Origin of the sequence: Methylobacterium terrae (genome assembly GCF_003173755.1) — a bacterium.
GTDB lineage: Bacteria > Pseudomonadota > Alphaproteobacteria > Rhizobiales > Beijerinckiaceae > Methylobacterium > Methylobacterium terrae.
This window is the reverse complement of sequence record NZ_CP029553.1, coordinates 5800427-5819001: the sequence shown is the minus strand read 5'-3', so window position 1 is coordinate 5819001 and position 18575 is coordinate 5800427. Positions and strand designations below refer to the sequence as shown.

General features: G+C 69.6%; 14 protein-coding genes. 8 read left to right on the top strand and 6 right to left on the bottom strand.

Features of this window, described 5'->3' with window-relative positions; translation table 11 throughout:
* Positions 1–39: 39 nt before the first annotated feature.
* The 3 genes from DK419_RS26935 to DK419_RS26925 all read right to left on the bottom strand — a co-directional run bounded on the left by DK419_RS26935 (position 40) and on the right by DK419_RS26925 (position 2649).
* Entirely contained in the window at positions 40–849 is an 810-nt protein-coding gene (locus tag DK419_RS26935) for a class I SAM-dependent methyltransferase (protein WP_109961793.1), read from the bottom strand.
* Between the two features lie 257 nt (positions 850–1106).
* A complete protein-coding gene (gene hspQ, locus DK419_RS26930; protein ID WP_109961792.1) occupies positions 1107–1472 on the bottom strand; it encodes a heat shock protein HspQ in 366 nt (121 codons plus the stop codon).
* A 121-nt stretch (positions 1473–1593) separates the two neighbouring features.
* On the bottom strand, positions 1594–2649 hold the full coding sequence (locus DK419_RS26925) for an HpcH/HpaI aldolase/citrate lyase family protein (protein ID WP_109961791.1): 1056 nt from the start codon (positions 2647–2649) through the stop codon (positions 1594–1596).
* Between the two features lie 478 nt (positions 2650–3127).
* Here DK419_RS26925 and DK419_RS26920 point away from each other — a divergent pair, with 478 nt between their 5' ends.
* Complete coding sequence (locus DK419_RS26920; protein ID WP_109961790.1) at positions 3128–4351, top strand: patatin-like phospholipase family protein; 1224 nt, start codon at positions 3128–3130, stop codon at positions 4349–4351.
* A 71-nt stretch (positions 4352–4422) separates the two neighbouring features.
* Here the strand turns inward: DK419_RS26920 and DK419_RS26915 are convergent, their stop codons facing one another.
* On the bottom strand, positions 4423–5589 hold the full coding sequence (locus tag DK419_RS26915) for an FAD-dependent monooxygenase (RefSeq protein ID WP_425352684.1): 1167 nt from the start codon (positions 5587–5589) through the stop codon (positions 4423–4425).
* A gap of 191 nt (positions 5590–5780) precedes the next feature.
* On the opposite strand from DK419_RS26915, the gene DK419_RS26910 reads away from it, so the two are divergent.
* Positions 5781–6755 carry a quinone oxidoreductase family protein gene (locus DK419_RS26910; protein WP_109961788.1) on the top strand — a complete coding sequence of 325 codons (975 nt, stop codon included), beginning with the start codon at positions 5781–5783 and terminating at the stop codon, positions 6753–6755.
* 59 nt (positions 6756–6814) lie between these two features.
* Positions 6815–7459 carry a bifunctional nicotinamidase/pyrazinamidase gene (gene pncA / locus DK419_RS26905; RefSeq protein ID WP_208642251.1) on the top strand — a complete coding sequence of 215 codons (645 nt, stop codon included), beginning with the start codon at positions 6815–6817 and terminating at the stop codon, positions 7457–7459.
* A 305-nt stretch (positions 7460–7764) separates the two neighbouring features.
* On the opposite strand, the gene rimO is transcribed toward pncA, so the two are convergent.
* Positions 7765–9081 carry a 30S ribosomal protein S12 methylthiotransferase RimO gene (gene rimO / locus DK419_RS26900; protein WP_109961787.1) on the bottom strand — a complete coding sequence of 439 codons (1317 nt, stop codon included), beginning with the start codon at positions 9079–9081 and terminating at the stop codon, positions 7765–7767.
* A 188-nt stretch (positions 9082–9269) separates the two neighbouring features.
* Here rimO and pabB point away from each other — a divergent pair, with 188 nt between their 5' ends.
* The 5 genes from pabB (at position 9270) to DK419_RS30080 (ending at position 14612) form a co-directional block, all read left to right on the top strand.
* Positions 9270–10658, top strand: coding sequence for an aminodeoxychorismate synthase component I (pabB, locus tag DK419_RS26895; protein ID WP_109961786.1), 1389 nt, complete (start codon positions 9270–9272; stop codon positions 10656–10658).
* Positions 10659–10765: 107 nt separating this feature from the next.
* Positions 10766–12439 carry a DUF6538 domain-containing protein gene (locus tag DK419_RS26890; protein WP_109961785.1) on the top strand — a complete coding sequence of 558 codons (1674 nt, stop codon included), beginning with the start codon at positions 10766–10768 and terminating at the stop codon, positions 12437–12439.
* Between the two features lie 331 nt (positions 12440–12770).
* Complete coding sequence (locus DK419_RS26885) at positions 12771–12950, top strand: CsbD family protein (RefSeq protein WP_109961784.1); 180 nt, start codon at positions 12771–12773, stop codon at positions 12948–12950.
* Positions 12951–13456: 506 nt separating this feature from the next.
* The gene (locus tag DK419_RS26880; RefSeq protein WP_109961783.1) at positions 13457–14089 is read left to right on the top strand and encodes a recombinase family protein; all 633 of its coding nucleotides are present in this window, start codon (positions 13457–13459) and stop codon (positions 14087–14089) included.
* 271 nt (positions 14090–14360) lie between these two features.
* The gene (locus DK419_RS30080) at positions 14361–14612 is read left to right on the top strand and encodes a DUF6894 family protein (RefSeq protein WP_109961782.1); all 252 of its coding nucleotides are present in this window, start codon (positions 14361–14363) and stop codon (positions 14610–14612) included.
* A 2048-nt stretch (positions 14613–16660) separates the two neighbouring features.
* Here DK419_RS30080 and DK419_RS26860 read toward each other — a convergent pair.
* On the bottom strand, positions 16661–16954 hold the full coding sequence (locus tag DK419_RS26860; RefSeq protein WP_109961779.1) for a DUF6894 family protein: 294 nt from the start codon (positions 16952–16954) through the stop codon (positions 16661–16663).
* Between the last annotated feature and the right edge of the window lie 1621 nt (positions 16955–18575).

The following is an 18575-nucleotide window of genomic DNA, read 5'->3' as shown; positions in this document are numbered from 1 at the left end:
GGCATCGCCCGTCGATGCCGGGGCCTTCTTCGTCGCGCCCTAGAGCCGCAGGCCGCGCGTGACCCGGTACTCGCGGGGCACGCAGATGCCGAGCGGGGTCGCGAACCGCGCGTGGAAGGCGATGAAGTCGCGCCGCAACGCGGCGCGGCGCTCCTCGTCCAGGCTCGCGGCCAGGGCCTTGGTCGGGCCGTAGCCGGTGGAGAAGGTCTCCCAGGCCGCCTCGGGGCCGGGCTCGCGGTAGAACGAGACGCCCGTCTCGAAGGCGAGGTCGAAGTCCCGGCCGAGCAGCTCCGCGATCCGCTCGGGACGGCCCCACTCGAAGGGCGAGGGCGGGTGCGTCGCGGGCGGCGGCGGCATGTAGGCCTTCATCACCCCGAACATCTCGAACACCGCGCCGTCGGGCGTCCAGGTGGTGAGAGCGATGCGCCCGCCCCGGCGGCAGACCCGCGCCAGCTCCGCCGCCGCGGCCTCCGGGCGGCTGGCGAACATCACGCCGCAGGTCGAGATCACGGCGTCGAACGCGCCGTCGTCGAAGGGCAGGCTCTCGGCATCGCCGACCCGGTAGGCGACGTCGAGGCCCTCGGCCCGGGCCCGCCCGGCCGCGAAGGCGATCAGGTCGGCGCCGAGATCGACGCCCACGACCTGCGCTCCGCTGCGGGCGACCAGGCGCGAGGTCCAGCCGGTCCCGGTGGCGAGGTCGAGGATCCGCTCGCCCGGTTGCGGGTCCAGGCGCAGCACGCAATGCGCGATGCTGTCGGCGATGCCGCGGCTGATCTCGTCGTAGCGGCCGCCGCCGGAGTTCCAGATTCCGGCCGGCCTGGCATTGTGGGGCTGGATCCCGCCGCTCATGACCACCTCCCGTTCGCGCGGGGACGCATCATCGCGACGATCGCCGCGATGACGGACAGTCGGATACTTGCAAGATCGGTGTCTGTCGCAAGACTGATCGCATTCCAAGACTGACCGCATTCTATGAGAAAGCGACCGATCTTCGTTCACATAAGTTGCACCTCGGCCGGGCCCAGGCACATGGAGAACGCGACGAGGGCCGGATGGCGCCATCCGGCCCTCGTCGCGGGACTGTTCGAGATCGGAGGCGCGCGGCCTCAATTCGTGGCGTCGCTCCGCAGGCGATACCCCCCCTCCGCGTCGCGCTCGAACATCTCGGCGATGCGGGCGTGGCGCAGGGCCTCGCCGGAATGGTCCGGCACCAGGTTCTGCTCCGAGACGTAGGCGACGTACTCGGTCTCCTGGTTCTCGGCGAGCAGGTGGTAGAACGGCTGGTCCTTGGACGGGCGGACATCCTCGGGAATCGCCTGCCACCATTCCTCGGTGTTGGCGAAGACCGGGTCGACGTCGAAGATGATGCCGCGGAACGGATAGATCCGGTGGCGCACCACGTCGCCGATGTTGAACTTGGCGAGGCGGATGACCGCGCCGGACGGCGCGGCGTCGGTCTGCGGGGCGGGCATGGCGGAGGGGGTCTGTCCGAGGGGCATGGGCGTCACATAGGCTAACGGGGGCGGGTTTGCACCGGCGCGGGGCCCCGCGCGCGGCGGAAAGCCCGCCCCCCGTCTCACGATACCGGGAGCGTCACGCCTCCAGGCCGTAGGCCCGGGCGAGGTCGGGATCCTTCGCGGCGACGAGCCGGGCGAGGTTCACGATCACGCTGGCCTGCTTCCAGGTGGCGTCGTCCTGCATCTTGCCGTCGAGCATCACCGCGCCGGTGCCGTCGGGCATCGCCTCGAGGATGCGCCGGGCGAAGGCGACCTCGCCCGGATCGGGCGCGAAGACGCCCTTGGCGATCGCGACCTGGCTCGGATGCAGCGTCCAGGCCCCGGCGCAGCCCATCAGGAAGGCGTTGCGGAACTGGACCTCGCAGGCGGCCGCGTCGGAGAAGTCGCCGAACGGGCCGTAGAACGCCTTGATGCCGTTGGCCTGGCAGGCATCGACCATGCGGGCGATGGTGTAGTGCCAGAGGTCCTGCTGCACGCTCGCCCGCTCCGAGGAGCCGGGCGTGGGATCGGCGATGACCCGGTAATCCGGGTGGCCGCCGCCGACCCGGGTGGTCTTCATGCCGCGCGACGCCGCGAGGTCGGCGGGGCCGAGGCTCATCCCGTGCATCCGCGGCGAGGCGCAGGCGATGGCGTCGACGTTGGCCACGCCCTCCGCGGTCTCCAGGATGGCGTGGACCAGGATCGGCTTCGCGACGCCGGCCTTCGCCTCGAGCTGGGCGAGCAGCTGGTCGACGTAGTGGATGTCCCACGGCCCCTCGACCTTCGGCACCATCACGACGTCGAGCTTGGTGCCGACCTCGGCGACGATCTCGACCAGGTCGTCGAGCAGCCACGGGCTGTTGAGGGCGTTGACGCGGGTCCACAGGCCGGTGCCGTGGGCGGAAAAGTCGGTGTCGCGCGCCATGGCGATGAAGCCCTTGCGGGCGTTCAGCTTCTGGTCGGCCGGGACCGCGTCCTCGAGGTTGCCCAGCACCACGTCGACCTGGGCCGCCAGTTCCGGCACCCGGGCCCGGACCTTGTCGTTGTGCGGCGGCACGAAGTGGATCATCCGCTCGAGCCGCACCGGCAGCTCGCGGAACGGGGCCGGCGCCCCGGTGGCCAGGGGCTGGAAGAAGCGGCGCGGCAGTTTCATGGGCGTGTCTCCAACCTTCCGGCACGGCCGGCCTCCCGCATCGCGAAGAGTCCCGGCCGTGACGGAGGGGTAGTGCAGGGGCGGCGCGGCCGTAAAGGGGCCGCGCCTCGGCAGATGGTCGTGCCCCGGCAGGCAGCGGGGGGGCGGCCTCATGCTTTCGAGGGGATCGCCCCGCCGGCTTACGCCCGACGCGGGGCGCGCCTCGCCTCCAAGGTCGTCTCCAGGGCGGCCCCGCAAGTCGCTACCGGTCGATTGGCGGCGGCTCGATTCGGGATTATCCTGCGGATCGTCAGTCCGGAACAGAAGACGCCGGACGCCACGTCGGTCCGGACTGATCGCCGGGCCGGGCCCGGGCCCCGTGATCTGGCGGCCGGCAGGGGGAAGTCCTGTGTGCGGGTGCCATTTCGCACCTGCGAGAGGGAACGCGGGCGCACACGAGGCGTTCATCGGGCGAGGCGGGCGGCGGAGGACAATCACGATGTCCCGAGAGATGAATCGGCGCGGGTTGGCCGGCGCCGCGATGACGATGCTCGCCCTGGGCTTCGCGATGCCGGCCGAGGCCGGCACGGTGGCGGACCGGCAGCGCTCGACCGTGCGGGCGAGCTTCACGGCGGCGGACCTGGCGGCGGCACGGCCCGAGGGGCTCCCCGCCGCCGTGCGCCTGCCCGGGGACGACCCGGCGGCGTTCCGGGCCTTCCTCGACGGCGCCGCCATGGCCTCGCGCGCGCCCTGGCTCGCCCTGTCGGGCGGCGGCGAGAACGGCGCCTTCGCGGCCGGCCTCCTGAAGGGCTGGACCCGGGCCGGCACCCGCCCGGATTTCGGCGTCGTCACCGGCGTCTCGACCGGCGCGCTCATCGCGCCCTTCGCCTTCGTCGGCGCGTCGGGGGATGCGGCGCTCGAGAAGGCCTACACCGAGACCTCGGCGGCGGACGTGTTCGAGTTCGGCGGCGGGCAGGACAGCCTCACCGATACCTGGCCGCTCAAGCGCGGCATCGAGCGCAGCGTCACGCCGGCGCTCCTCGAGGCGGTGGCGGCGGAGCACCGCAAGGGCCGGCGCCTCCTCGTCGTCACCACCGAGCTCGATTCCCTGCGCCCGACCCTGTGGGACATGGGCGCCATCGCGCAGGCCGGCGGTCCCGCCGGGCTCAAGCTCTTCCGCGAGGTGATGCTGGCCTCGGCGGCGATCCCCGGCATCTTCCCGCCGGTGCTGATCGATTCGGTCGGGCCCGGGGCCAAGCGCTTCCAGGAGATGCACGCCGACGGCGGCGCCACCGCGCCGTTCTTCGTCGCCCCGGGCCGGAGCCTGCTGGAGCAGGTCGAGGGCGCGCCCCCCGCCGACGACCGGCTGCCGGCACCGGCGATCTACGTCGTCGTCAACACCTCGCAGGCGCCGGATTTCCAGGTCGCCCAGCGCTCGATGCTGAGCATCCTCGGCCGCTCGCTCTCGGCGATGATCAAGGCCCAGACCGCCGGCGCCCTCGCGGTGACGAAGGCCTTCGCGGCCCGCACCGGCCTGGCGCTGCACGTCGCCACCATCGACCAGCGCTTCGGCCAGGTCTCGCAGGCGCCGTTCGAGCAGGGCTACATGCGGGCGCTGTTCGCCCATGGCGAGCGGCTGGGCCAGGCCGGCACCGCCTTCGACTGGTCGCCCGACACGATGGCGACGAGCTCGACCCGGCGGAGCGCGAGCAACGCGCCCTAGCCCCGCCGAACCTTCGCTCCCCCATCCACGACCTCATCCCGAGGCCGTGGATGGGGGGAGGACGACCACCCTCACCCCCGCATCAGCGTCGGCGTCCCCAACCGCGGGGTCACGCCCTCGCGCATCACCAGGCGCCGCAGCGGCCCGATGGTCGAGAGGGCGAGGAGCCCCGCGCCGCGGGCGAGGTCGCTCGGCAGGAAGGCGGTGAGCAGGCTGCGGTTGAGGGTGTCGACCGCGGTGGTGCGCAGGCGGGCGTCGAGGGCCCGGTCGCGGGCGAAGCGCGACAGCACCGCGTCCCCTCCGGGATCGCGCCCGCCTACGACCGCGTCGCGCAGCGCCGCCGCGTCGCGCAGGCCGAGGTTCAGCCCCTGCGCGCCGATCGGCGGGAAGACGTGGGCGGCCTCGCCGACGAGGGCCAGGCGCGGCCCGACCGGGCGCGGCACCGACAGGCCGCGCATCGGCACCAGGCCCCGCGGCCCGTCGATCCGCATCGCGCCCAGCATCGACTGCGCCTGGCGCTCGATCGCCCGGGCGAGCGCGTCGTCGTCGAGGGTAAAGAGCGCCTCCGCCCGCGCCTCCGCCGAGACCCAGACCAGGCTGGAGCGGCGCCCGCCCGGCAGCGGCACCAGGGTGAAGGGCCCCTCGCGGGTGTGGAACTCGGTCGAGACCTCGCGGTGGTCGCTCGCATGGGCGAGGATCGTGGTGAGCGCCTTCTGCGGGTAGGTCCAGCGCCGCGCGCTCAGGCCCGCCGCCTCGCGCAGGGGCGAGAGGCCGCCGTCGGCCGCGACGACGAGGCGGGCCGCCACGCGGCCCCCGCCCTCCAGCGCCAGCACCGTCCGGTCCGCCTCGAGGGTGCGGCCGGCGGCGTCGTGCTCGACGAGCGTCAGCTCCGGGATCGCCCGGGCGCGGGCGCGCAGGGCCTCGACCAGGCGGGCGTTCTCGACGTTCCAGCCGAAGGCGTCGAGGCCGATCTCGCGGGCGACGAAGCGGGCCGGCGGCGGGCGAAACAGGCTGCCGGTGTCGTCGATCAGGTGCATCTCGGCGAGCGGGGCGGCCTGCGGCTCCAGCGCCTCCCAGGCGCCGAGCGCCCGGAGCAGCCGCACCGAGCCGTCGAGGAGCGCCACCGTGCGCCCGTCGGCCACGGGGGCGTGGCGGCCGACCAGCGCCGTCCGCACCCCGTCGCGGGCGAGCGCCAGGGCCGCCGCGAGGCCGACCGCGCCGGCGCCGACCACCGCCACGTCGTAGAGGAGGCCTTCGGGATCGCACCCTCGGGGCTTCGGGTCGGCTGTCTGGCTCACGAAACGGGTCCTCGATCACGCGTGCGGGAGATCTGTGTCATGCGGGGCCGGTCCGCCATCCCGGCCATTGCCGCAGCCGTGTCGCCACCTATGATCCCGCCCGCAAACCAAGACCAAGGTGGGAGCGGGCGATGCCCAAGGCGATCCGGATCTACGAGTACGGCGGCCCCGAGGTCATGCGCTACGAGGACGTCGCGGTCGGCGAGCCCGGGCCCGGCCAGGTCCGGGTGCGCCAGACCGCGATCGGCGTCAACTTCATCGACATCTACTTCCGCTCCGGCCAGTACAAGGCGCCCCAGCTCCCCTTCACCCCGGGCAACGAGGGCGCCGGCACCGTGGTGGCGGTGGGCGAGGGCGTGACCGGCGTCTCGCCCGGCGATCGCGTCGCCTACGGCTCGGCCGCCGGCACCTACGCCGAGGAGGTGGTGATCGACGCGAAATCGGTGGTGCGCCTGCCCGACGGCATCGACGACGACACCGCCGCCGCGATGATGCTCAAGGGCCTCACCACCCAGTACCTGCTGCGGCGCACCTACAAGGTCCAGCCCGGCGACACGATCCTGTTCCACGCCGCCGCCGGCGGCGTCGGGCTGATCGCGACGCAATGGGCCAAGCACCTCGGCGCCACCGTCATCGGCACCGTCGGCTCGCCGGACAAGGTCGCGCTCGCCCGCGAGCACGGCTGCGACCACGTCATCCTGTACCGGGACGAGGATTTCGCCGCCCGGGTCAAGGAGATCACCGGCGGCAAAGGCTGCCAGGTCGTCTACGACGGCGTCGGCCAGGCGACCTACCCGGCCTCGCTCGACTGCCTCAGGCCCTTCGGGTACTTCGTGAACTTCGGCAGCGCCTCGGGGGCGATCTCCGCCTTCGACATCAGCCTGCTCGGCCAGAAGGGCTCGCTCTACGCCACGCGGCCGGTCCTGTTCACCCATACCGCCGACCGCGCGACCCTGGACGAGATGGCCGCCGACCTGTTCGAGGTGGTGCGGAGCGGCGCCGTGAAGATCCCGGTCCATACCCGCGCCAGGCTCGCCGACGCGCCGAAGGTCCACGCCGACCTCGCCGGGCGCCAGACGACCGGTGCGACGGTGATGCATCCCTGATAGGCTGACGCAGCGGCATCCGGGGCCATTCGCCCCGGATCGGCGGAGACGAGGACGCGATGGATTCCTACGCCCTGACGGCGACCGAGACCGATTGCCTCCTCGTCATCGACGTCCAGGCCGATTTCCTGCCCGGCGGCGCCCTCGCGGTGCCGGACGGGGACGCGGTGATCGCGCCGATCAACGCGCTGGGAAAGATCTTCAGGCACGTCGTCCTGACCCAGGACTGGCATCCAGCCGGCCACGCCTCCTTCGCGGCGAGCCACCCGGGCAAGGCGCCGTTCGAGACCACGGCGCTGGCTTACGGCCCGCAGGTTCTGTGGCCGAAGCACTGCATCCAGGGCACGTCCGGGGCCGAGCTGTCGCCGGGGCTGGCGCTGCCCCACGCCCAGCTGGTGATCCGCAAGGGCTACCGGCCGGGAATCGACAGCTACTCGGCCTTCCGCGAGGCCGACCGCACAACCACGACCGGGCTCGCCGGCTACCTGCGCGAGCGCGGCTTCACCCGGGTCTTTCTGTGCGGGCTCGCCACCGATTACTGCGTCGCCTGGAGCGCGGTCGACGCGCGGGCGGCGAGGTTCCAGGCGGTGGTGGTCGAGGATGCCTGCCGGGCGATCGACCGCGACGGCTCGCTCGAGCGCGCCTGGGGCGACATGGCGGCGGCGGGGGTGGAGCGGGCGGAGAGCGGGGCGATCGGGGGATGAAGCCCGGTCGGACCACGGAGACGCCGGCATCGGACCAACAGCACTGATTGTGCCGGAAAAGACGCGGGGCTTCTCCTCTCCCCGCGGGCCGGGAGAGGCCTGAGCTCCGAAGGGGCTCAGGAAGCCCGCGCAGCGAACCGCAGGTTCGCCGCGAGGGTGAGGGGGTGTTTCCGGAAGAGCCTCACTCGTCGGGCCCCCCTCACCCTCGCTTTCGGCTTCGCCTCCGCTTGCTGCATCTCCTGGCCGGAGACGCAGGCCCTCTCCCCGCCCGCGGGGAGAGGAGAAATGCACACGAATGGCGTGTCCTACACCGCCACCCCGTGCAGGTCGTAGGCATCCGCCGACTCGATCTTCACCGTCACGATGTCGCCGACCCGGACCGGGCGGCGGAAGGCGACGTGGACGTTGCCGTCGATCTCCGGCGCGTCGTATTTCGAGCGGCCCTTGGCGACCGTCGGCCCGGCGGCGTCGATGATGACCGGCAGGCGCTTGCCGACCTTGGCCTTCTGCAAGCGGAGCGACACCGCCTGCTGCGTCTCCATGAACCGGCGCTGGCGCTCGGCCTTGACCGCGTCCGGCACCGCCTCCGCGACTTCGTTCGCCGGAGCGCCGCGGACCGGCTCGTACTGGAAGCAGCCGACGCGCTCGAGCTTGGCTTCCTTGAGCCAGGTCAAGAGTTCCTCGAACTCGGCCTCGGTCTCGCCCGGGAAGCCGACGATGAAGGTCGAGCGGATGGCGAGATCGGGGCAGGTGGTGCGCCAGGAGCGGATGCGCTCCAGCATCTTCTCCTGGTTGCCGGGGCGGCGCATGCGCTTCAACACCGCCGGGCTCGCGTGCTGCAGCGGCATGTCGAGGTAGGGCAGCACCTTGCCCTCGGCCATCAGCGGGATGACCTCGTCGACGTGCGGGTAGGGATAGACGTAGTGCAGACGCACCCAGGCGCCGAGCTCGCCCAGTTCCTTGGCGAGGTCGTAGAACCGGGCCCGTACCTCGCGGTCGCGCCACGGGCTCGTGGCGTAGCGGGTGTCGATGCCGTAGGCGCTGGTATCCTGCGAGACGACGAGCAGCTCCTTGACGCCGGCCTTCACCAGCTTCTCGGCCTCGCGCAGCACGTCCGCCGCCGGGCGGCTGACGAGGTCGCCGCGCAGCTGCGGGATGATGCAGAAGGTGCAGCGGTTGTTGCAGCCCTCCGAGATCTTCAGGTAGGCGTAGTGCCGCGGCGTCAGCTTGACCCCTTGCGGCGGCACGAGGTCGAGGAACGGGTCGTGCGCCGGGGGCACCGCCTCGTGGACCGCCGCCACCACCGATTCGTAGGCCTGCGGCCCGGTGACCGCGAGCAGGTTCGGGTACTTCTCGCGGATCTCGTCCGGCTGCGCGCCCATGCAGCCGGTGACGATGACCCGGCCGTTCTCCGCCATCGCGTCGCCGATCGCCTGCAGCGACTCGGCCTTGGCCGAATCGAGGAAGCCGCAGGTGTTGACGATCACCACGTCGGCGCCGTCGTGCTTGCGGGCCAGCTCGTAGCCCTCGGCCCGCAGGTGGGTGAGGATGCGCTCGGAATCGACCAGGGCCTTGGGACAGCCGAGGGACACGAAGGAGATCTTTGGGGCAGGTGCGTTCATGGCGGGGGCGGGAATGCGGACCGGCCCACGGCCAAGAGGGCAGCGAGCGGGATCAAGGATTTAGGGAAGGGTGCTGGGGCAGGCCCATAGCACGGGGGAGGGCGGGCGTCACGGGGCGGGCTCGTCGCCGCCATCTTGGCCCGACGGCCGGCTTCCGCTGCGGCCCCGGCCTCCGCTATCACGGCGCCATGTGGAGCCGCCCCGTCCCCCCGCTCGATCCCGCCGCCGCGGCCGCCCGCCTGCGCGGTCGCCCCGGCCTCGCACTCCTCGACAGCGCCATGCGGCACGACACCCTCGGGCGGCACTCCTACCTCGCCGCCGACCCGTTCGGGTCGTTCCGGGTGCGCGGCGGCCGGGCGTTCTGGAACGGCGCCCCGGTGCCGGGTGCCCCCCTCAACGCGTTGCGCGCCGTGCTGGCGCCGTACCGCACCGAACCGGACTCCGACCTGCCGCCGTTCCAGGGCGGGGCGATCGGCACCATCGCCTACGATTTCGGCGCGAGCCTCGAGCGGGTGACGCCGCCCGCGCGCCGGGCCGGCCTCACCGACGACCTCGCCTTCAATCTGTACGCCACGATCGTCGCCTTCGACCACCGGGCCGGCACCTGCCGGTTGATCGCCACCGGCTTCCCCGAGACCGACCTGGCCGCCCGCGCAAGGAAGGCCGCCGCCGACCTCGACGCCCTGGAGGCGGCCCTGGCAGCCCCCGAGCCGACGCCGGAGGCCGCCCCGGTCGCAGCCCTCGCCTGGCGCTCGAACTTCACGCCCGACGCTTATGCCCGCGCGGTCGAGCGGGTGCGGGACTACATCCGGGCCGGCGACATCTACCAGGCCAACATCGCCCAGCGCTTCGAGGCGGCCCTGCCGCCGGGCTTCGACGCCTTCGCGTTCTACCGCCGCCTCAGGGCGCGCAACCCGGCGCCCTTCGCGGCCTATCTCGAACTCGACGGTCTCACGATCGCCTCGTCCTCGCCCGAGCGCTTCCTGCGCCTCGACGGCCGGCAGGTCGAGACCCGGCCGATCAAGGGCACGGCGCCCCGCTCCGCCGACCCGGCCGAGGACCGGGCCCGGGCCGAGGCGCTTCTCGCCGACCCCAAGGAGCGGGCAGAGAACGTGATGATCGTCGACCTGCTGCGCAACGACCTGTCGCGGATCTGCGCCCCCCACAGCGTCGCGGTGCCCACCTTGTGCGGGCTCGAGACCTATGCCGGCGTCCACCACCTCGTCTCGGCGGTGACCGGCACGCTGCGGGAGGGCGCGGACGGGATCGATCTGCTGGCCGCGACCTTCCCGGGCGGCTCGATCACCGGGGCGCCGAAGCTGCGCGCCATGGACATCATCACGGAGATCGAGGGCGATGCCCGCGAGGCGTATTGCGGGGCGATCGGCTGGATCGGCTTCGACGGGGGTCTCGACACCAGCATCGCGATCCGCACGGTGATGATCGACGGGACCCGCGCCGTGCTCCAGGCCGGGGGCGGGGTCACGCTCCTGTCGGACCCGCACGCCGAGTACCGCGAGACCCTGACCAAGGCCGAGCGGGTTTTTTCGGCCTTCGCGACCGGGGAGGATGCATGATCCTCGTCATCGGTAGCGACTGCCTGCAAAAGATCATGCTCCGCAGATAGTTGAGTGCCGCCAGAGTGTTAAGCCGGGGCCGACCGTGCTACAACGGTGTGCCACTCATGCTCTACAGGCTCGTTCGCCCGGTGAAGCGGCCAGACTCCTCCGTCCCCCAGTTCGTCCAGCGCATCCCGACCGACATCCTCCCGCTCGTGGCCGGCCGTGCGCTCAGCTTGCCGCTCGGAACCGAGACCGTCCTTGTCCGCGTGACACCGAAGATGCGGAGCATCCGCTTCTCGCTGCGCACCCGCGATCCCGCCGAGGTGAAAGCCCGGCAGGGGCAGGTTGCTTCGGCACTGGAGCGGCATTGGACGGCTCTGCGCAACGGGGCGCCCACGAGCCTCAACCACCGCCAGGCAACAGCCCTTGCCGGCAACCTCTACCGCTCGTGGGCCGACGCTGGGGCGGACCGCACCCTTGCCGTCCAGCACATGCCAGATGGGAGCTGGGCTCGCGTCCGGGCTACGCCGGAGGAGGAGGCAGCGGGCTTCGCCTCAGCACGGGAGAAGCTGGAGCTTGCTCTGGAGAGTGGCGACCCGTCCGCGCTTCAGACCCCTCTCGGGCCGCTGATAGACCGCCTGTTGCGGGATCACGGCATCGGCAGCGTGGACGACGACACGCGGCTCTTGCTCCTGGAGACGTTCGGCTTAGCCTTGCGCGACGCCTTCGCTTCCCGGGAGCGGAACGCCGAGGGCGACTACAGCCCCGATCCCAAGGCCGCCCGGTTCCCCGAGTTCGAGCCGCCGGCCCGCACCAACCGCCCCGCTGATGCCGCGCCGCCCAAGACCACCCTATCCGGCCTCGTTGCCGATTGGTGGGCGGAGCGGAAGGCGGCGGGAACGAAGCTAGGCACCTTCGAGAGGTACCGCCAGGCCGTGGCCAATCTCAGCGCCTTCCTCAAGCACGATGATGCGGACCGTGTCACCGTCGAGGATGTGATCCGCTTCAAGGACCACCGCCTCGCCAGCATCAGCCCGCGCACCGGGAAGACGCTCTCGGCGCAAACCGTGAAGTCCGGCGACCTGAACGGGCTCAAGGTCATCTTCGGGTGGGCCGTCGCGAACAAGCGACTCGCGAGCAACCCCGCCAAGGACGTGACGCTGAAGCTCGGCAAGCCTCAGAAGCTACGGGGGAAGGGCTTCACCGACGAAGAGGCGAGCGCGATCCTGAGGGCCGCCCTGGACTACAAGCCGCCGCGCGGGGAGGGGGCCCTGGCCGCCGCCGCCAAGCGGTGGGTGCCCTGGCTCTGCGCGTACAGCGGCGCACGCCTCGGTGAGATGTGCCAACTTCGGAAGCGGGATATCCGACAGCACGGCCCGCACTGGGTCGTCACCATCACGCCTGATGCCGGCACGGTGAAGACCAACCAGGCCCGGGAGGTCGTGCTTCACCCTCACCTCATCGAACTTGGCTTCCTGGAGTTCGTCCAGAAGGCACCGGCTGGCCACCTCTTCGTCAAGGAGGCCGCGGACGGGACCATCTGGAAATCGCTAGGCAGCCTCAAGTCCCGCATGGCGCTCACCGTCAGGGCGACCATCACGGATGCGAACGTGGCGCCGAACCACGGCTGGCGGCACCGCTTCAAGACCATCGGGCGGGAGGCGGGCATAGACTGGCGCGTGCTCGATGCCATCCAAGGCCACGCCCCGCGGACCGAGGGCGAGGGCTACGGCGAGGTGAGCATCAAGGCGTTGGCGGATGCCATGGCGAAGTTCCCGAGGATCGACGTGAGGTAGTGCGTCGGGTGGTCGGGGCGCCTCAAGCCCGCCGGAGGGCTCGCACTGCGCGGAGAGGAGCCGCCACGAGGTTGAACAAGGCGCCGACCGTGAGAACGAGAACGATCGAGAGGAGCGCCCCGAAGATGTGGATGAAACGCACGCTAGTGCCCTTTTGGCTTGGCTTCAGGCCGCATCGAGCAGGCGGCCGGGTTTGGCGGTTGAGAGGCGCCGCAAACGAGGCGGTAGTGAGTCCCGACCGGGAGCGCGTATGCCCACCGGAACGCTTCCGGCTGCCTCCTCGTTTGCTTCAGGAGCCCCGCAAGGGGGCAGGCATAAGCAGGAGCGCAACATGGCAGTCGATAAGGATCGCGTTGAGGGCTCAGCCACGAATTTGGGCGGCAAGGTCAAAGAAGGCGCGGGCAACCTAACAGGTGACGAGAAGCTCAAGAACGAGGGCATTGCTGACCAAGTCAAGGGCAAGGTCCAGAACGCCGTTGGTAGCGTGAAGGATGCCCTCAAGGGCAAGTGAGTAGGCCTTGCGATATTCCCTCTCGCGTGTCGGATGCGGCATGTGAGAGGGTGCCGATTAAGCCGTAGGGGTCACAGATTTCTGACCTCACCCTCGTGCGGGCGGATCAGAGTTTCCCCCCGTACCCCGGCCTGCCCATTCCCTCCGCGGCGAACGTGAGCCCAGTCGGGGGTCTCTCCGGGAGGCTGCCGCCGAGCCGGCGCAGCGCTGCAATGAGGCCCGCCCTCCCGCGCCTGGAGGAGCACCGCCGCCTCGCACCTAGGGCCACCGCTAGGCCTGCCACCCGGCCCGACCTTAGGCTGTCCTCCCGCCGTACCACCGAGCCCCGTCATCCGCCGAAGCGCCGAGCTTCCCGCCGGGCCCCGCCATCGATGCTTTTTGTCCGCAAGGGTATACCGTAGCGGACGGCCAAGAAGTTGTCCGAAAGCCCGTCCGCTAGGGTTGACTTCGGCCTACGGACAGCCATTCTTACGGACAAGGGCCATTCGGACAGGCTTGCCGCTCACATGCAGACGATCCTCTATGCCCGCGTCTCGACCGCGGACCAAACCCTCGCCCACCAACGCACACAGGCCGAGGCGGCAGGCTTCACGGTTGACCAGGTGGTCGCCGACGAGGGGGTGTCTGGCCTCACCACCGCGCTTCAGGATCGTCCTCAGGGCCGCCGCCTGTTCGACATGCTGCGCCGAGGGGACGTGCTGGTGGTGCGGTGGGTGGACCGCCTGGGCCGCAACTACGGGGACGTGTGCGACACCATCCGAGAGTTGATGCGGAGGGGCGTCATCATCCGCACCGTCATCAACAGCCTCACCTTCGACGGCGCCACCAAGGACCCGATGCAGCAAGCCGTGAGGGACGCCTTGATTGGCTTCATGGCAGCCACGGCGCAGGCCCAGGCGGAGGCCACGAAGGAGGCGCAGAGGGCCGGCATAGACCACGCCAGGGCCCGTGAGGACGCCTACCGGGGCCGGAAGCCCAGCTTCACGCGGGAGCAGTTCGAGGCCGTGCAGGGGGCCTTGGGCCAGGGCCAGGGGGTCTCGGAGGTCGCCACCGCGACCGGCCTGAGCCGGCAGACGGTCTACCGCATCAAGGGCAGCCCTGCGGAGGCTGAGGCGGCCCTGGCGCGGTGGGAGGCTTGAGGGCAGCAAGTGGTGGGCCGAGCTTGTTCGGGGGAAAGCTCAGCCCACCGGCCGCACTGACAGGGGAAAGCAGCGCAGCGGCACCTCTTCGCACGCCATTGCCTTGCACGCAATCTGATTTGACACAGTGCTAGTTGAGGTATTCTTGGCAGCCGTTGGCGGGGCTGACGCTGATGAAAGCCGAGACGGTTCCTAGCGCTCCTGCCGATTTCCGGTATGGTACCCTTGAGACGACCTTCACCTTTGGCACTGGGATACCGCTCGGAACGCAATGCCTCGTTACCGCTTCAGCCTGATAGTCAACGACCGCTGCGTTGAGAGCGGCATAGGTATTGAGCTTGCCAACGAGAACGCTGCGCTCGCCCAGGCTTGGCACATAGGAAGGGCACTCCTCAGCTTTCCTAATCGTTGCGACGCTTGGCTCAAGGGTGTGCTCATAATCGAAGCCGAAGACGGGAAGGCGAGCTTCGCCCTCTCGATGGCGGATATCGCGGGCAGGTGTCTGGGCGCTGGGCTGCACTGAGGCGGCACCCGGAATACTCAGAGCGACAGGCCGGGGCACAACGGGAAGCTGTTCAGACTGCGCCGGCCCGGCCTGCCTATCGTACGAGGTCGCGGGGGCGATGCTCAAAGCGACCCGGGGGCCAATATCATGGCGCGTGCCAGGGAGAACCGGGCTGGCACCCTCCAGACAGCAGAACGCCCGCCGGAGGGATAGGACCTTGGCGGGCGAGCTTCCTAGATGAACAGCTGATGGCTAGTAACGTCGGCCCCAAAGGTATGTTCCCCGGCGGTATCGCACGAAGAGCACGAGATAATTGGTCCTAGGCGTTGGGCGTCGGGCTCTGCGCTGGGTTAGGCTTCGGGCGGGCAGCGTCGCGGCGCTTCAGCGCGGCGAGGACGGCATGGCGGATGAACTCGGCGCCTCAATGGAGATGGACCACCCGACGCCACGGGGGGATTGGGTCTTGGACCACCACGGCGGTGAAGAGGGCCCCGGCACGGGTGGCGGCATGAAGCCTCGGGGTGGCCGCTGGTCCGCCCTCCGGGTGAGCTGGGTCGTCGCTAGGATGGATTGAAGCAGAGGCGGCCTGGGCGCGGTGAGAAGCCTCAGAACCCAGGGAACATGGGTGGGGCGTATGGGCCCTTAGCGCCAACCCCCTCACTGATTCGGAAGACTCCGCTGTAGCTGTATGAGTTCCTGAAGCACCTTTCCCCGAGGGCCGCCTGGCTCCTCCCCGAGAGAGCATCCACCACGGTGCGAGATGGTGAGGGAAAGCTTGTGCTCCGTGTGAGGCTCACGCTAACTTCGGAATGGGAGCCTGATGCAGCAGAACGCCCGCCTGAGATGCCCACCTAGGGGCCGGGCACCCAGCGGCAGGCCAGGGCACAACGGGAAGCTGTTCAGACTGCGCCGGCCCGGCCTGCCTGTCGCGTAAGATCGCGGGGCCGATACTCGAAGCGACCCAAGGGCGGTAGCACGGGCCGAGCCAAACAGAAAGGCCGGTAAGATGATGGTTCTTCAGTGCCGCCACCATCCTCAAGCATCTGGGCATCCCTTGTCACGATCGACAGCAACGAGCGAGCGCAAAGCCCGCCAACACTACCAGTAAGCGCCACCCCAGAGGCTATCGCGGACAGGCTCTCACCGATCAGCCACGCCCCTGCCGCCAATCCCGCCCCGAGTGCTGCCATAGAGACGAAGAACATCTGCGCCCGCCCTCTCCCGAAGAAGATAAGCGTCGGGGCGGCTCAAGGTTCTCGGCCACGCTACCTCATGGTTGGCGAGCTGTGAAGCTGGGGCGACCTAGTTAAGGTTTGCAGGAAGCGGGCCGGGTTGCCCCCTCAGAGATCCGAGGCCCGGCCCGCGTGTGACGCCAGCCGAGAGGCCGTGAGGCGGCTGTCACAGCCGGAGCAATGCTCTACCGCTGGGTCGGTTCCGGGGCGGCCCGGGGAGCGTCCCTCCCCAGACAGCAGAACGCCCGCCGAGAGGGATAGGACCTCAGGCGGGCGGGCTGTCATATCGAGCGGCTGGGGGAACCGGCTACTGCTTTGGCAACGTAGGTTTAGGGTCGCCGGTTCCGGTCCCTGGACCTACTTGCCGCCGCCGCCTTGCGGCACGGCACGCTCCGGCTGGCTGGCGTTGCCGCCCGTAGCCGAGTTGGTCTGCACCGTAGAGGCGCCCGTGGCACCCGGCGCGATCGTCACGTTGGGATCGGAGCCGGTATTGCCCGGCGAGGGTGCGACGGTTCCGGTCACGCCCGGGGCAACGGGAGTTGTCGGGGCGGTGGGACTAACGGTCGTCTGGGCAGAAGCCGCGCCGCTAAGGGCTAGAACCGCGGTGAGGCCTAAGAGCATCGAGCGCATAGTGGTCTCCGTTGAGAATTCTGGAGGACCAACGCGGCCGACATCGGGAAGTTCGACTTGATTGAGCTTCGGGGTAGCTGCCCACTCAGACAGCAGAACGCCCGCCGAGAGGGATAGGACCTCAGGCAGGCGAGCTGTCCTGCTAGGCGATTAGGGGAATCGTCTGCTGGTCCGGCAACGTCGGTCTAGCGGCGCCGGTTCCGGCTATGCCTGCGGTTGGTGTGCAGGGTTCGGATCTTCTGCCCTAGGCGGGGTCTCCTCGCCCACCCAGAGGCCCGCAAAGCTCAGCGTCGCCGTATAGACGGTCAGATTGCTCTCGTTGCGGACAAGCACCGTGAAGGCCTGCCGGTCGCCGTCCTTCGGGATGGCATCGCGAGCGATTGAGGGGAGCACCACCATCGCCTCGTTCCTGATGGCATCCCGGTCGCGACACTCTGAGCCCACGTCGTCCCGGTCGAGGCCCTGCCCATCGTGAACGTCGAAGTAGTAGCGGGCCATGGCCATCCTCTGCGCTGGGCACCCAGGCGGCTAACTCGCGTGGGCTTCGAGCGTTCGGCGTGGTGCAGCCGAGATGGCGGGCGGTAGGCTAGGCGTCGGGCTTTGGGTGCGGCAGCGGGTCGGGCTTCGAGCGGGCAGCCTCGCGGCGCTCCAGCTCTGCAAGGACGGCATCGCGGATGAACTCGGCGCGACGGTTGGGTCCATCCCACGGCGGCCAGAGAGCCGGCATCCGGCATGAATCCCGGGAGTACCCACCGGCCACCGCACCACCCCCTGAGGCCCACCCCGCCACCAACATGGCACCAGGCTAGGTGGCGAGGGAATGGGGACGGCAATGGGCACCCGCCGGCAACCACCCTACCAACCCCCATGACATCGTGCCGGAGGCATCTCAGGGTGGCCCCGTGACCACTACCCCGTAAGCCCCAACACTTAGCTACCAACGCCACCACCACCCAAGGGAGGGCAGGGCCAGCATGGGACAGGGATAGGTCACGGGCTGACACTCGGGAGCCACCAAGGGCACCATGGGAGGCACCATGGGGCAACCACGAGGGCCAACATGGCAGCCACCGGGGCTTCCCACCAACCCATGAGATACCCACCCTGACAACTCCGAGGAGGTCATGGGAACCCTCCCGACTTGGCTCCCATGTTGATACCCAGGTGAGCCCGAGGAACTCAGGGCACCAACTACCCCCCCCTCAACACCTGGCACACATAGGACCCCATACAGCCCCAACATACGATCCGTTCTAGGCCGGCACCTAGCCACGTGAGGGCCCGCATATACGAAGGAACGGCCCTGGAGCCCGAAGAAAATTCCGGGTGCAGGCTGTTTCACTGTAAAAAATGCTTGCGGCGCCCGGCTGAACGTGGGATATGGGCTGTCGCGAAATGGCGCGACCCGCCTTTGCCTGCGCTTCCAAATCTATCGGACCCTCTGACGGTGGGGGAAACTCGCATGGGCGAGCGGACTGCTATTGTCCCGTGGCTCGTGGCCGCCCGATGAAGCCAAAAAGCGCGGATGCATTTCAACAGTCACGATCATGGAGCCTGGATTGATGCACTCAGACATTGCTGGCTATCGCTCAGAAGCCCATTTGGTTGGGCGGGCTCATCCCCTTTGGGACCGGCAAGTTAGCTTAGAACAGAGAATGCGCCCCTTGTTCGAATTATCCCCTACAGCAATGAGGGGCACACCTATAAGCCAAAGCAGTGTCGGGGAGGTGTTCCGCCGCGGTCTTGCTCGCGCAAAGCATGGACATTCAGTGCGTTTCTATCGACCCACTGTCATTCCGCCGAGGGCGTGGACAGCCGAAGAGGATGGCGGCTACTGGACTCTTGACCCGTTTTATCCGCGTTGCCCGCCACTTGGCCCTAGATTTGGGGGAAGATCAGACATTGTTGCGGCTGCACTTAATTCCTTCCAGGCGGTCCCCTGGCGCATCAATCAGCGTGTCTTGGCGGTTGTATCAGAGGCAAAGCGCTTTGGACTAGAGATGCCTGGGCTGCCGCAAGAGGACCTAGCAGACCAGGAGCCTCCGATAGATAGCCCCGAACGTTATGAGCAATGGCAGCGCTGCGAGGTTCTTGCCGCTGCATATGAGTACGCGGGGTT